This is a genomic window from Psychrobacter sp. (assembly GCF_041554015.1).
GTDB lineage: Bacteria > Pseudomonadota > Gammaproteobacteria > Pseudomonadales > Moraxellaceae > Psychrobacter.
Map to the genome: position 1 here is coordinate 1 of NZ_JBFFMS010000047.1, position 15,265 is coordinate 15,265.

The following is a 15,265-nucleotide window of genomic DNA, read 5'->3' on the forward strand; positions in this document are numbered from 1 at the left end:
AAATAAAGGATCCAGATGTAGAAACCCTGATGTTACGAGCACGAGCATTACAGGCAGATCACAAGTTCTCCAAAGCCAAGGCACAGCTACAGCAGATATTGAGTAAAGAGCCTACTCATGCAGATGCGCTGTTGACACTCTCTTCTCTGCTTGTCGTCCAAGGTCAGTTTGATGAGGCAATGAGCTACTGTACCAAACTCGATGATGCGTCCCTACGCGTCTATCAATTGGCATGTATGGCGCAAGTACAAAGTATGACCGGTCAACTGACGCAAGCTAAGCAAACCTTGAGCGGGCTTGCCAATCTGGCGCCTGGACTCGATGCATCGACCGCCCGCTGGATTTATCTTATTCAGGCGGACGCGGCACTGCGTAGCAAAGATGTTCCACTTGCGAATCAAGTCTTTAATGTGATGGATACCCAAACGGTACCCGCCCTCATGGCACACGCTGATTGGCTACTAAAGCAAGGAGAGTATGAAAAAACGCGGCTATTGCTGCAGGATCATACGGACAAAGACGCGCTGCTGCTAAAGCTCATCACAGCTCAAATGCAACTGGGCGATCCTAACGCTCAGAAAAACTTAGCGCTTATGAAAGAACGCATCAATGTATGGAAGATACGCGAGGAAAATGCCCATATGCGTGAGCAGGCTACTTATGCGCTACTTGCTAATCAGATTGACCAAGCGCTGCTATTGGCTCGCGAAAACTGGCAACAGCAGCGCGAAACGGCTGATATCGTGATCTATGCGACAGCAGCCATCAAAGCTGGTAGCAAAAAAGACATTGAGCTACTGCGCCAGTTTATGACAGACACACAATTTGAATACCCAGCACTTGAGCGCGACCTGCGTTTAGGAAAAATCAGCAGTTCAGGCAAGCAAATAAGCAAGCAAGCAAGTAAGCAAATAAATAAGGAGACATCTTCATGAGCGCATTTATCAGGCTCATTTGGAGTCGCACTTATCGTTATCTGACTTTATTCTTATTGGTGCTGACGTCAACATTACTGCAGGCACATGAATCTAGTACAGCCTACTTAAACTTAGAGCCTCTAAGCTCATCAAATACCGCTTATAAGGCTAAATACGAGCTGTCGCTTCGAGATTTAGCGTTGCTGATAAATATAGATGCAAACCAAGACCGTCAAGTAAGTTGGGCAGAGGTTAAATCACAGACGACGTTTATAGAGCAGCTTATTGCTGCTCAGGTGACATTAGCAGCGGGCGATCAATCCTGCCAAGCCACAAGTTTTGCGCCGCTAGCGATCAATACACGTGGTGGCTTTAATTATTTATATACTGAATTTGAGTTGGGCTGCGCAGCTCCTATTTCAGAACTTAATTATCAAGTTCTTTCAGGTATCGATGCTAACCATCGCTTAATATTGACGCAAGCTGGAAGCGAATTACCGGTTCAAGTATTGACCGTTGGACAAACTTCACTAGGTGCTGGGACAGACGCCGGCTGGTTCTCTACGGCGACAAACTTTTTAAAAAGCGGGATACACCACTTGCTGATTGGCTGGGATCATCTATTGTTTTTGTTTGTTCTTTTAATACCAGCCGTCTATGTACGCAAGCAAAAACAATTGGTTGCCGTTGCCAAACCGCGAGCTGCGATGCTTGAGGTATTTTGGATTGCAACGTCCTTTACGCTTGCACACTCGATTACCTTAAGCTTAGCCGCCCTTGGTAACGTCAGTATTCCTGCCCGCTTTATCGAATCTTTCATTGCTCTGTCCATCGCATTCGCGGCATTAAACAATCTAGTCCCGATGTTACGGGTGCGAGCGGTCTATCTGGCCTTTGTTTTTGGTCTTATTCACGGGTTTGGCTTTGCCAATGTGCTCGTAGATTTGCCACTAGCAACAAGCGCGCGCGTATTAGCATTACTAAGCTTTAATATAGGCATTGAGCTGGGACAGCTGCTATTTATCGCCTTAGTATTTCCGATCGCGCTGTTATTACGCCATACGCGTTTTTATAAATCGGTTATATTTTATATGGGCTCTCTTGTCAGCATCGCCATTGCATTGTGGTGGTTTTTTGAACGGATAATGTGATTAAAATATTAAAAAAATATTAAAAAAGGAGCTAAGATCAGTGATTTTAGCCCCTTTTTTATTTTCAGCAGGCAGTTTTAATAGGATGAGCATTCTCTTTATTCAGTGACAAAGGCAACCTTAGTCAAGCCTGTACTACTAGCGGCAGCCAGTACCTGTGCAACCATATCATAACGGGTATCTTGATCCGCCCGCAGATGAATATTGGGATTGCTACCATCTTTAGATACTTGCTCAAATTGCAATTGCAGCTGCACTAATGTCAGCGCTTCTTCATCTAGAAATAGAGCACTGTCTTTATCGATACTGATTTGTAGTATCTCGTCAGGCAAGTCGCTTACGGTGGCATCGGTATTAGGCAAATCTAGGGGTACAGTTGGGTTTATAACTGTAGCTGTGACCAAAAAGATAATCATCAGCACCAGCATAATGTCAATGAGCGGAATGAGGTTCATCTCGCTCATACCTTGGGACTCTTCATTACCCAGATGGAATGCCATGCCTACCTCCTTATGCTTTTTCATTCGTCAATTGCTCAAATGCACCTTTACTGCTTCTACTTTTTACACTTTACCATCAGCAGCTTGTTGCTCAGCAATATGACTGTCATTGTCACTGTCATTAGCATTGTCATTATCAGGCGCTTTGGCAGCCGTTGAATTCACAGCGGTAAATTCGATATCGGCTGGCATATTTGGTCGCATTGACTCGCCTAATAGACCATGTGCTATGTCATTGGCTCTATATAAGATTCGGCGATTGATACGCGTGATGATGTTATAAAAAATCACTGCAGGAATCGCAACCGCAAGACCTAAACCAGTCATGATAAGCGCCTCACCTACCGGGCCCGCTACTTGAGCCAGCCCTGCCTGCCCGCTATCACCAATACTACGTAGCGCATGGAATATGCCCCACACTGTTCCAAATAGCCCAATAAAGGGGGCAATAGCCGCAGTCGTCCCAAGCAGGGGCAATCCTTGCTCGCTTTGATAACGATAGCGACCAATCTGCTGTAATAGCATTTGTTCGGTAAGAAGCCTGCGCTCTTCTGGCTGGACTTGTAAAGTGGGCGGTATCTGACTGCGTATTTGCTGAGATAGGTCAACGACGACGGTTTTGGCCAACTGATGGCTATAGTACAATCGTAAAATCCCTGTTACCCAAGACGCAATCGACAAGGTAAATAATGCAAAAAACAGACTCTTAGTAATGACATCCGTATATTGCCAATAATCTGTAAAATCCATAGAGACTCCTAAAAGCAGTTAAGTAGCTAGTGAGGCTGACAATACATTCTTTTATCAATATGCTTTTTATATAGGCGGTTTGATCAAAAATGAAAAACGAGCTATTACTTAGATTAAGGTCGCTCATATATAAATGACATTGGTACCACACCATTTACAGGCTGCTGATTTTGTTGGAACGGTTTGAGCTGTCCTGCTCGGACTTGTGTCATCGCTGCAATATCAATAATCTTATTGCCCGATGATTCAAGCAATTGCACATTCGTAATATAACCGTTTTTATCGACATAAAGCGCCAATAATACGGTGAAGATATCGCCTGATTGACTAGTAATCTCACGCCAAATCGCCGATGGTAGGTCTGTTTTAGGTTTTTTCTGACCAAGCCAGATGGCTTGCTCCTCCAGAAAGTCAACTGCCTCATTATTGATATGGCGTTGTTTTTGCTTCTCATTACTCTTACCAGCCTGCGCCTGCAACAGCTCTTTACCCGCCCGCTTTCTACCTTCTTGCCACTGACGTGCTTGATCACGATTGAACTGCGCTGTTACCGATCGGATTAACGCCGCTATATCTATCTCTTCTTCAGCCTTAACCTTAACTGTTTTTCGCGTCTCTTTTATGACCAGCCCTTGCGCTGATATATCCGCTGATTCAGGACTGACCTGCGCTGTCATCGCCTCAACCAACGCCACCAGATCTTGTTCATCCTCCGCCATGTTTTCGTTCATATCAGCTGATTCTTTGAGCGTACTTGTCTGTACTAAGACTGGCAGCTGGGTCTCTTTTTCGATCTTAGACTGCTCTGTATCTGACAGCTCTTTTGATAGAGTGGATGGTTGGTTTTTCGGCTCAGTATTTGATGCTGTGACAGAATCTAACCGCTTACTAAAGGTCAGCGCTGATTCAGCACTCATTACTTTCGCGGTTGGCTGTTTAATATCTGATAATTCAATGGGTTTTTTCTCTGCTTGCGGTAGGTGCTGAATAACAGAACTAGGGTTTTTAAGGGCGGTTTTAGCCTGACGTTCTTTAGTGGATGATGGCAATGGCAATGTCACTAGCTCTAACTGGATGATCTGAGGCGTAGCGGCCTTAATCTCTAAAACCTCTGGGCTATCCATAGACATCACCGCCCATATCGTAAGACCGTGCAACGCTATCACAAAGACAGTGATCCACGCACTAATAGAGCCGCTAAGACGGGTAAATGGATTTAGGGTCATGATGATTTATTAGGTAGCCTATTAGAGATAGCAGTTCATCAACAATAACAAATATTTGCTTATAAGCGTCAGGTTACATCGTAATTTTTATGGAGTGTCAAAAGTGTCAAAATGGCTTATTGTGCACCCAACCTCTGCTTCTTAACATCTTCTTAACAGGGTAATTGCTACCTTAGAGCATAAAATTTATCTCACTCTATTAAGAAGCCCGTGTATGTCAAAACACTTAATCACTGATCTAGCCATAGCAGAGCGTCGTCATACGCCTCTTGCTAAGCATAATAAGGCGACCCTTGATAAAAACGTCTCTTATCATCGTGAAATCAATCTTACTTACTTGATTATAGTGGTGACGCTCTATCTCGTTGCTACCGCCAATATTGGCTTTTTTAGGCAAGTATTAATGATTTATTCGTTTGCTGATAACATGGGTTTTGTAGCGTCTCTTGCAGGCTTATTATTTGGGCTGATGTGGTTATTATTTCAGCTATTATGTTATCGTCCGACGGCAAAAGTAGTGCTTATTGCTATGGTACTGATTGCAGCCGTATGTGGTTATTTCACTGATGCTTATGGAACCTTATTTGACACCGGTATGTTGGCTAATAGCTTACAGACTGACCGAGCAGAAGCAATGGGTTTGATGGCACCAAGCTTTATCGTTCGACTCTTATTATTAGGTGTGCTCCCTGCTTTTTTGATTAGTAAGATTCGTATAAAGCGTTTGTCTATAGTTCGCTCAATCGTGCAAAAGGCAATCACCTTGATAACGTCTATTGCGATAATAGCGGTTTGCCTATTACCATTTGGAGATCAATATGCCAGTTTTTTTCGCCAACATAAAATAGTACGTAGTTATACCAACCCCATTACCCCTGTTTATTCGGTCATCAAACTCGCTACCGATTATATCGATGAGCTACGCCGCCCCGATACCTTGATACAACATGCGACTGATGCAAAGCGTAGCGCAGCCGTCAGCAGTACAACGAAACCTAAGCTGATGGTGTTCGTAGTCGGTGAGACAGTGCGCGCGGATCATGTTGGTTTAAATGGCTATAAGCGCGATACCATGCGGCTACTTGCCAGCCAGCCAGATATCTATAGCTTTAAGCATGCAACCTCTTGTGGGACGTCAACGGCTTATTCCGTACCGTGCATGTTCAGTTATGCAAACCGAGACGATTACGACGTTGACACGGCTGAATATCATGAAAACGTGCTTGATACCCTCAACAAACAAGGCGTTACTGTGATCTGGCGGGACAATAACTCTAGCTCTAAGGGCGTGGCAGATCGAGTCGCGGTTGAGGACTATAAAACGCCTAAGCTAAATCCTAATTGTGATATTGAGTGTCGTGATATTGGCATGCTTGACGGCTTTGATACTTTAGTTAAGCCAAGCGCAGGTAACAAGGCCGCGGCGGCGCCAAAAGATACACTGATTTTATTACATCAGATGGGCAATCACGGTCCTGCTTATTACCAGCGCTACCCCAAAGCATTTGAGACGTATAAGCCAGTCTGTATGACCAATGAGCTATCGAAGTGTGATGCTCAGTCTGTCATAAATGCTTATGACAATGCGATTCGCTATACCGATTACTTTTTAAATGCCGTTATAGATACGCTAAAACCCTATGAGCAAGACTATGATGTGGTGATGGTATATATTAGTGATCATGGAGAAAGCTTGGGTGAAAACAACGTGTATTTACATGGTCTGCCGTATGGCATTGCACCTGATGCACAAAAACAGGTGCCAGTGATTATCTGGTCGCCTAAAAACAATGGTATCAATCCCAAAAGTCTGTCTGCTATGACCAATCAGCCGGTGTCACACGACTTTATTACACCAACGCTGCTAAGCTTCTTTCATATTACAACCAAAGAAGTGCAGTCAGAACCCACTTTTTTTCAGACTACCCATTAGACTGTTTTTCAATTCACGCATTTCTAGATAGTGGGCATTATGTATAAGATACTTATCATTGAAGACAATCCTGATATCGTCGCGAACATCTATGCTTTTTTTGAGCCAAAAGGTTTTGAGTTGGATAATGCCCATAATGGTTTGAGCGGCTTGGCACTGGCTTCAAATAATCGCTTCGATGTTATATTGCTCGATGTGATGCTACCCGGCATGGATGGTACGAAGCTGTGTAAAACACTTAGAGAGGAGCTGCACAATAAAACGCCTGTATTGATGCTAACCGCGCGTGATACTGTTTTGGACAAAGTAGCAGGGTTTGATAGCGGAGCCGATGATTATCTGGTCAAACCTTTTTCATTGGTTGAATTAGAAGCTCGCATTAAAGCATTAATACGCCGCCATCAAGACGAATACTTTGAGCACAATATAGAAGTTGGCAAGCTGACTCTAAATACTGCACAGCATAGTATCCAACGAGAAGGCAAATCAGTAAAACTTACCCCAACGGGCTTTAAAATCTTACACACTTTGATGCTTGCCTCGCCTCGGGTGGTCAGTAAGAGCGAGCTTGAGGAAAAAGTATGGGGGCAGGATGTGCCAAGTAGTGATGCGCTTCGCACGCATTTGCATAGTGTTCGCTCACAAGTTGATAAACCGTTTGATAAAGTTATGATAGTAACAATGGCGGGAGTTGGTTACCAAATGATTGACCCAGACAAGGTTTAAAACTCATAATACAATTTAAAGTCTGAAAGCTGCTACATGTACTTATGCCTATATCTCCCTATTGATTGCCCCACTCTAAATAAGCCCCTGCCATGTTTACTATCGACTCCATTGCCAATAAGTTTCGAATCTCCTATTTCTTATTTGCCTTATTGCTTTGCACCACGTTCGTCAGCATTTTTATGTATGCTGAGATGCGAATCGAACAGGACTTAGTCAAAGGGCGTCTTTTACAACAGCTGCAACTCAGTCAAGAAAAAGAAGGGGAACAAGCTGTCTATATAGCAAATCCTGGTATCAAAATATATCGCTATGACAGTGCGCCTGAAGATTTAAAAGCATTAGCCAACAATGTCGTACAAGAAATACGGGTCACTGTAAATCATCAGACGGGCGCCACTAAAACCAACCTTCATTTTTTTGCCCATCAACAAAATGAGCAAAAATATATCTTGACCTACTTAGAAGGGACTGAGATGGTGATGGAAAACTATCCTGTTTTAGCCATCTTTGAAGAATTAGAAGATATATTCGCCGATGCCCTAAAAATTGCGGTTGTCTTAAGCCTGCTTATTGCAGCGCTATTCTCTTACGTATCCTCCAAGCAAATCATCAAACCCTTATTGGATTTAAAACAAGCAGTAGAAACCGATCATCAAAATCTAACCGAATTAACCCATCTACCCTCAGAAGTTGGGGTATTGGCACGCGCCATCGATGAAAAAAACCATAAACTAGAGCAATATCTAAAACGTGAGCAGCTATTTACCGGTGATGTCAGTCATGAACTTCGCACCCCGTTGACCATTATTATGGGTGCATCAGAGGTATTAGCCTCACAACTTGGAGACCACAGTCGTCTGAGCGAATTTGCTGAGCGTATTAGTACGACCGCCAAAGAAACCTCTGAAATCATCAGCGCTTTATTACTTTTATCGCGCGCACCTGAACAGCTGGATACACCGCAAACCTCTATCAACAATATTGCTTCAAATGAAGTGCAGCGCTTAAAGTATTTGCTGCGCTATAAGACAGTGACGTGCACAGTTGTGGCTGAACAAGAGTATTGCACCTATGTACGACCTGAGCTGCTAAAAATGGCATTAGGCAATCTCATCAAAAATGCCTTTCAGTACACAGATGAGGGCGAAGTAATCATCACAATTGATGCTGAAAAAATTATGGTCTCTGATACCGGTCTCGGTATTCCCGAAACTATGATGCCCTTACTGTATGAGCGATTTGAGCGTTTGAATGGTATAAATACGGGCGATCAGGTAGAAGGTAGCGGTTTGGGTCTTAGTATTGTGCAACGTATCATGACTCACATGGGATGGAAGCTTACTCATCAAGCCAATACGACAGGCGGTAGCACCTTTAGCATTTATTATAATAAATGATGGATAACAATCCTCACCATATCTCACGAACCAAGCAATCAGTATTCTCTTAACGCTTTCTTAATATCCGCTGTCTTATAATGTCCTTATAAGCACAGTATGCTAGTTTTTTGACTACTTAGTATATCTAGCGTAACTCAACAACACTGCCTATTAAGAATCCATTATGAATACCATCAATTCTGAATCAGAAAATCATACGACGGCCACACAGCTGCTTGCACCTAATAGTTATGCCAGTCTTGCCAAAGGCAACAAAGGTCTTTCTCGTATTGTGAAAGCCGCCGGTTATTCGCTAGATGGGTTTAAAGCCGCTTATCAATATGAGGCAGCTTTTAGACAAATCTTTTGGCTAAATAGCATGTTATTTGTTGCAATCATCCTGATCCCTTTTGATATCAGCATAAAAATGCTGCTGGTATCCTCCTCTTTTTTATCCTTTATCGTCGAGCTCATAAATACTGGTATTGAAGCCTGTGTTGACCATACCTCAACCGAACAGCATCCGCTCGCTAAACGAGCCAAAGATGTGGGCTCTGCAGCGCAGTTTTTGGCATTATCGCTTCTGTTTGTCTTATGGATAATGGCGTTATGGAACCTTTTATATTAAGGGGTACTGAGAGTTTTTGGCTAAATATAGTGTAAAAGGGGATTCAATGACGCTAGCAAAAAACACAACGGACTGGATGTGGCTTAAGCTGCTGTGCTTAACCATCATCGCGGCGCTGACGTTCGAACACAGCCAATTCGATGTTCGGATTAGTGAGCTTTTTTATATCAACGGGCATTGGCTTCTTGATAAAGGCGCGCAGCCTTATAGATTTATCTTTTATGATTTTCCAAAGTTATTGTTAATATTACTTGGTGTTTATTTAATCATGACATTACTTTGGCGCTACTGGCAACGTCATTACGCTCGCAATCTGAACGCTAAAGTGTTTTTTATTAGACCCGTCACTGCATTGTCTAGCCGAGAGATAGGTTATGTATTACTCCTCCTAATTATCGTACCTACAGTGATTGCAGCGCTCAAGGGTCTCACCCATGTAAGCTGCCCCAATCATTTGTCGCTATTTAATGGTGACTTACCATACCTTAATCTCTGGCAAAACAGCCTCGCTAAAACGCCTACAAAGTGCTTTCCAGCCGCACATGCCAGCGCAGGGTTTTCTTTATATGGATTGGCATTTTTGCCAACACTACGAAGATATCGCTATAAAATCTTTATAATCGTCACAGCTGTAGGGTGGACGATGGGGGTATATAAAATGGCATTTGGCGATCATTTTTTTAGTCATACCTTAGTATCGATGCTACTGTCATTGACGATAGCTTGCATGTTTTCCAGCCTATTTTTTAGCAATTTTTTCAAGAAATCAGATACTTTACAAGTTACCAAGTTTATAAACGAGCGCTATTAGCCCTTTAGCTTTAGACGTAGTAAATAGGAAAAAGGCTGCCACCGCTATTTGGAAGATAGCGATAACAACCTTTTTAGGAGAGTTTTTCTTATATGCTGTTATAAAAGCTAGTACTTAATAAGCAGTTGGTATTTAATAACTAACTGACTAACGCAAATCATCAACGACTGCCAGCATCGCAACTAATGACGCCTCTCCTAATTTAATAGAACGCTCTGGCGACCAACCTGTATCGGCATCAGGTACATTGTTATTGTCTATAAACGGCATCTCTAAAGTATTGGCTAGGCAGTCAAAACGTTCTGCTACCCAGTGCGTTGCGAGCGTCATATTCGCTGTACCCGGCGCATCAATGTCATAGCCTTCTTCAGTTTGGAAGTCAGCACTGGCAAGCTTTAACACTTCTGCAAATCTATCACGGAGTCGCGCGAGGCGGTCGTTGTAACTGGGCGTCCCTTGAGAGCCAGCAAGGAAGACAAAAGGTATCTCTTCGTCACCATGTACGTCATAAAACAGATCAACACCAGTCGCTTCCATTTTTTTAATCACATAAAATACTTCAGGGCTTTTTTCCAAACTTGGATTTGCCCATTCACGGTTTAGGTTGGTTCCAACTGCATTGGTGCGCAGGTGTCCGCGCACGCTGCCGTCTGGATTCATATTCGGTACGATATAGAAGTTCGCTTTGTCTAATAATAATTTGCCAGTCGCATTATCACCATCTAATAAGCTATACAGAAGACCTTCGACCAGCCATTCAGCCATGGTCTCACCGGGGTGTTGACGCGCCGTGATCCAAATATTGCGCTTACTCTCGTTACTGCTGCTATCGCCATCACTGATTTTAACCAGCGTTAAGTCGCGCTTATCCAGCGTGTCACCTAAATGCTCTAGGGTCACGAATGGATGCATTTGTACAGCGGCTAATAAGTCTTGATGACGCTCATAACTGTACGGGGCAAAAAAAGCAATTTGAAGGGTTTCACAGGCCATATCTACGTTTATGGTTAGCTTGCCGTCTTGATAAGAGGTTGGCAAGCGAAACCAATACTCACGATCATAGGAGGCCACTGCTTGATAATGCTCCCACCCTTTAGGAAATACTGCTTGCCCTGCATTTAGGATATTGAGCACATATTGCTCACCAATCTGACCAGTTATACGAAAGTTAAACCATTGAAAAAACTCACCACCGACGTCCGGACGAATAGCCAATTGGATATCTTTTTTGTCCTCTAAACTAATAACCTCAATATTGCCCGCGTCAAAATTTGCCGTGATATGCATAACCTGTCCTTAATCAGTTTTTATAATACATTCTAAAGAATATGTTGGAGTGCTAGATAAGGTAATAGTTCGATAGTGTAGCAGTCAATGCAGAAATGGGCTATGCCGAAAATAGTGAATCTAACAAGGATAGCCATTCGCCGCCATATTTAATCGTCTCTTTTGCACGCCGCTATTGTCATCTTTGCTGATTTAATCCGACATACAGTTTATCTGAACGGCCTATCTGATGTACCCACATCCTAATTTACATATTGATAATAATTATCGTTTGTAATATTATTCACCTAAATTATTGCAGCCACTTTACTGAGTGCCCCTATCTTAGGATTGGCACTGCTACTCCTTTTCTTTTTATTGATCATTTATTGAGACACTTATGCGTTTATCCTCTTTGACCCAAGCAGTCGCTTTGATTACCGCTACTTTATTATTGACTGCTTGCGGCGATGACTCTGATATCACCACAGACATCATCGATGGGACGCCGCCGCTTTTGACAACGGATAGCAACTTTTCGAGTGGTTATAGCGCGGTTGCCGCTGTATTTGTCTCAGGTCAGGTGCAAGATCAGGATGACATAAGGTATGTGACGTATACCTTGAACGGTAAAGCGCCTCAATCAATAACGGTTGATACGAACGGTTATTTCAACGATCGCATCTTGTTAGATTTAGGCGAAAACCACATTACCCTAGCCGCCACTGATGGTGCAGGCAACATCATGCGTTCTACCAAAAACATTTATCTGGGTGATACGGTGGCAGCCGGTGGCTCACATACCGCAGCCCTACATGATGGACAGCTCTATGGTTGGGGTCGCAATAACTATGGGCAAACAGGCACAGCGTACACATCCACACACACTGATATCATGGGACATCCAGAGATACCCATGCTCATGAATAATGCCCCAAAAAACCTAAAGTCTATTAAATTTAATCAAAACCACTCACTTGCTATCGATGATAAAGGTCAAGTCTACAGCTGGGGCAACGATACGTACGGGCAATTAGGGCGTGGTCAGGCAAATCGCCATAGCTGTGTCAAAGCAGCTGACTGCCGTCTTGATATCAGCGCAATTGCCGGTATAGATAATGCGGTCATGCTAACGGCTGGTTATAATCATAACTTGGTATTGACTAAAGACGGTAGCGTCTGGGCATTTGGCGCCAACGCGCAAGGGCAGCTTGGCAATAACACTGCTATAGACAGTAGCATACCTGTTAAAGTAGATTTTTCGGCGGCTGAGGGCGTCGGTCATATTATCCAAGTGGTCGCCAGTAGCAGTAGCTCGTATGCTCTAGATGATAAAGGTCAAGTATGGGGTTGGGGCAGCGATGCGAGCGCCAATCTTGGGCGCGGTCGCACATGTGATAAAGCGAATAATTGTATCAATATTAACAGTAAGCCTATGCGTATCAACGTCATTGCAAACGACTTATCTAACGGTACTACTCAACAAGCAGAAAAAGAAATAGTTACCCAGCTTGCCGCTGGTAAAGATCATGTGTTAGCACTGACCAATAAAAACTCTGTTTATGCTTGGGGGTTAAATGCCAGCAGTCAAATAGGCTATAACGGCATTGACTTTAAAAATACAGCAAATGCATGGGCAAGCATTATCACTACCCCAACCAAACTACCTTGGTTCACAGATAAAGAGGTACGCCGTGTCTATGCCAATGGTAATGCCAGCTATGCTCTGCTGGACGATGTTGCCTCAAATACCAGCAACACGCCTGCAGCAGATGGCATCCTCTACGCTTGGGGTATGTTTGGTGAAACAGATGGCAAGGGCAAGACAATTTATGAAAATCTGGATGAACCAACAAACAAGCTGAGCAGCCTAAAAAACATCGATAATATGGCAATGGGTACAATGCACCTAATTGCCCATGAAAAACCATTCAATCAAAACAATGGCATTCCTTTTGATAACCGCACTTTATTTACATGGGGCTGGAGCTTTGAGGGCTCATTGGGCAATGAAAACACCTCTCATACTTGGATGTATAACTACCCTATCCCTGTAAAACTGCCAAGCTAATGTATAAGCAATAATTAATCAGTCACGCTTATAACAGCGGCTCATATATATAAATGCATATTTGTAAACCTACCGTAATAAGCAAAAAGGGTGGCATACCTTATGTTGCCCTTTTTACTTAACGCTTATCTGACGTATTTTTTAGGCCGTTTTTATTTATTCTTTCATTTTCGTACTTTTAGGTCATACCATGTCTCGACTTTTAACCTCATTTTCCGCTTTAACCCTTCCATTACTACCAGTCATGCGTAACAGCTTACTCTGTGCAAGTATGGCAATAGTATTAAGCGCGTGTGGCGGATCAGATGGCACTGATGATAGCGCTTCAGGCACACCCAGCCAGCCCAACTTACCTCAAACCCCAGAAACTGATACTCAGTGGCTACCAGCGGGCGGCAGTGCCACCATCTCGGCTAACATCTCACGTCCATTTTTGCAAATTATACCGAAGCTACCTAGCAGCGCTCTGGGCGGTGTCTCTACAGGGCGTGAGTTATTTATTGCTGAATGGACACCTGCCAATCAAGGTCGTGTACTGTTCGATGGTGTTGGTCCCCTATTTAATGCCAATGCTTGTACTCAGTGCCATAGTGCCGAAGGACGCAAACCCATTTATGCGACAAACGGCGAGTTAAGCGATGCCATCTTATTTAGATTGGGCAACAACCAAGGCATAGCTCATGCTTACTATGGTGAGCAAATGCAGCACCAAAGTATCGAATCTAGTATTGCTACTGAAGGTAAAATGCACTACGTTGCGACTGCCCGTCAAAATGACAAACCTGCTGGTATACAATTTAATTTTACGCCAACTGACCTCAATCAACCCCTAGGCGATAGTGCTATTAGCGGACGTATCTCGCCGCAGCTGGTCGGTATGGGTTTACTCGACTTGATTCCTGAGGCTAATATCATGGCAGCGGCTGACCCTGATGATAGTAATAATGACGGTATCAGTGGTCGCGTACATTGGGTCAATGACGGTGTCCAGCAGCGTATTGGACGCTTTGGTTGGAAAGCGATTAATTCAAGTCTGCGTACTCAAAATGCCAATGCCATGTCACAAGATATGGGCTTGACCACTACGATATTTATGGACCCAAATTGTACACCTAGCCAGCCGATTTGCTGGACCGCCGCGAATGGCGGTAGCCCAGAAGTCTCAGATAGCGCTTTGGACGCGGTGACTGATTTTATGACAGCGCTTGCCGTGCCTGAGCGCCGCATAACCGACGTATCTGCCTTTAATAAAGGTGCGCAACTGTTTACGCAAGTAGGCTGTGCTAGCTGCCATACACCGAAACAGAAAACCGGCGATAGTATGCGCTTTCCGCTTTTGTCTCAGCAAACGATTTATCCTTATACTGACTTATTGCTGCATGATATGGGCGCAGCGCTTGATGACGGCGTTAAAGAAAAAAATGCAGAAAGTTATGAATGGCGCACACCGCCGCTGTGGGGTATTGGCATTGTGGCTCGTAACCCAGAGGCAAGATTCTTACATGATGGTCGTGCTAGCAGTTTGACTGAGGCGATAATGTGGCATGGCGGCGAAGCAGAAGCCGTAAAAACACGCTTTACCCAGTTGCCTAGTACGCAAAAAGAGACATTGCTGAGCTTTTTAAAAGGCATCTAAATTAACCAACAATACTAGGGCGTGTCCCTAATTGGAAAAAGCGTATATATCTTCTAAAATAAAGCATGTATTTTAGAAGATATGGAGCAGATAACCAAGATGGCCAGAAAAGCATTAACCGATAGCCTTTGGGAACAGTTACAAATAACTATGGTACAACATGGTTGCTATCAAAAAGAAAAGAACCGCGAGGTTATGGAAGCTATTCTTTGGAAACTTCGCACAGGTGCTCCTTGGCGTGACATACCTAGAGAGCTATGCCCGTGGA

At 43.6% G+C, this 15,265-nt stretch carries 14 protein-coding genes; 10 read left to right on the forward strand and 4 right to left on the reverse strand.

What is annotated here, in order from left to right; translation table 11 throughout:
- Both ABYU67_RS10775 and ABYU67_RS10780 read left to right on the forward strand, forming a co-directional pair.
- Positions 1-935 (forward strand): tetratricopeptide repeat protein (locus tag ABYU67_RS10775; protein ID WP_372845055.1); only part of this gene is annotated, 935 nt, incomplete at its 5' end.
- Positions 932-2,068, forward strand: coding sequence for a HupE/UreJ family protein (locus ABYU67_RS10780; RefSeq protein ID WP_372845057.1), 1,137 nt, complete (start codon positions 932-934; stop codon positions 2,066-2,068). The genes ABYU67_RS10775 and ABYU67_RS10780, both read left to right, overlap by 4 nt.
- A 98-nt stretch (positions 2,069-2,166) precedes the next feature.
- On the opposite strand, the gene ABYU67_RS10785 is transcribed toward ABYU67_RS10780, so the two are convergent.
- From ABYU67_RS10785 to ABYU67_RS10795, 3 genes are all read right to left on the reverse strand, one after another.
- On the reverse strand, positions 2,167-2,568 hold the full coding sequence (locus ABYU67_RS10785; RefSeq protein WP_372845059.1) for an ExbD/TolR family protein: 402 nt from the start codon (positions 2,566-2,568) through the stop codon (positions 2,167-2,169).
- Positions 2,569-2,631: 63 nt separating this feature from the next.
- On the reverse strand, positions 2,632-3,318 hold the full coding sequence (locus tag ABYU67_RS10790; RefSeq protein ID WP_372845061.1) for a MotA/TolQ/ExbB proton channel family protein: 687 nt from the start codon (positions 3,316-3,318) through the stop codon (positions 2,632-2,634).
- A gap of 113 nt (positions 3,319-3,431) precedes the next feature.
- Positions 3,432-4,544: an energy transducer TonB gene (locus ABYU67_RS10795; protein WP_372845063.1), complete on the reverse strand. Its 1,113-nt coding sequence runs from the start codon at positions 4,542-4,544 to the stop codon at positions 3,432-3,434.
- Positions 4,545-4,758: 214 nt separating this feature from the next.
- On the opposite strand from ABYU67_RS10795, the gene ABYU67_RS10800 reads away from it, so the two are divergent.
- From ABYU67_RS10800 to ABYU67_RS10820, 5 genes are all read left to right on the forward strand, one after another.
- Positions 4,759-6,477, forward strand: coding sequence for a phosphoethanolamine transferase (locus tag ABYU67_RS10800; RefSeq protein WP_372845065.1), 1,719 nt, complete (start codon positions 4,759-4,761; stop codon positions 6,475-6,477).
- Positions 6,478-6,516: 39 nt separating this feature from the next.
- Positions 6,517-7,203 (forward strand): response regulator transcription factor, encoded by a 687-nt coding sequence (locus ABYU67_RS10805; protein ID WP_372845066.1) that lies wholly within the window; start codon positions 6,517-6,519, stop codon positions 7,201-7,203.
- 92 nt (positions 7,204-7,295) lie between these two features.
- Positions 7,296-8,603, forward strand: coding sequence for a sensor histidine kinase (locus ABYU67_RS10810; RefSeq protein WP_372845069.1), 1,308 nt, complete (start codon positions 7,296-7,298; stop codon positions 8,601-8,603).
- A 166-nt stretch (positions 8,604-8,769) separates the two neighbouring features.
- A complete protein-coding gene (locus tag ABYU67_RS10815) occupies positions 8,770-9,213 on the forward strand; it encodes a diacylglycerol kinase (protein WP_372845072.1) in 444 nt (147 codons plus the stop codon).
- A gap of 46 nt (positions 9,214-9,259) precedes the next feature.
- Positions 9,260-10,024, forward strand: coding sequence for a PAP2 family lipid A phosphatase (locus ABYU67_RS10820; RefSeq protein ID WP_372845074.1), 765 nt, complete (start codon positions 9,260-9,262; stop codon positions 10,022-10,024).
- Positions 10,025-10,171: 147 nt separating this feature from the next.
- Here the strand turns inward: ABYU67_RS10820 and ABYU67_RS10825 are convergent, their stop codons facing one another.
- Positions 10,172-11,311, reverse strand: a complete 1,140-nt coding sequence (locus ABYU67_RS10825) for a M14-type cytosolic carboxypeptidase (protein ID WP_372845076.1) — start codon at positions 11,309-11,311, stop codon at positions 10,172-10,174.
- A 379-nt stretch (positions 11,312-11,690) separates the two neighbouring features.
- Between ABYU67_RS10825 and ABYU67_RS10830 the strand changes: the two genes are divergently transcribed.
- From ABYU67_RS10830 to ABYU67_RS10840, 3 genes are all read left to right on the forward strand, one after another.
- Positions 11,691-13,361, forward strand: coding sequence for a chromosome condensation regulator RCC1 (locus tag ABYU67_RS10830; protein ID WP_372845078.1), 1,671 nt, complete (start codon positions 11,691-11,693; stop codon positions 13,359-13,361).
- Positions 13,362-13,551: 190 nt separating this feature from the next.
- Positions 13,552-14,997 (forward strand): di-heme oxidoredictase family protein, encoded by a 1,446-nt coding sequence (locus ABYU67_RS10835; RefSeq protein ID WP_372845080.1) that lies wholly within the window; start codon positions 13,552-13,554, stop codon positions 14,995-14,997.
- A gap of 99 nt (positions 14,998-15,096) precedes the next feature.
- Positions 15,097-15,265: transposase (locus ABYU67_RS10840; RefSeq protein ID WP_372845082.1), on the forward strand; the 169-nt coding region annotated here is incomplete at its 3' end.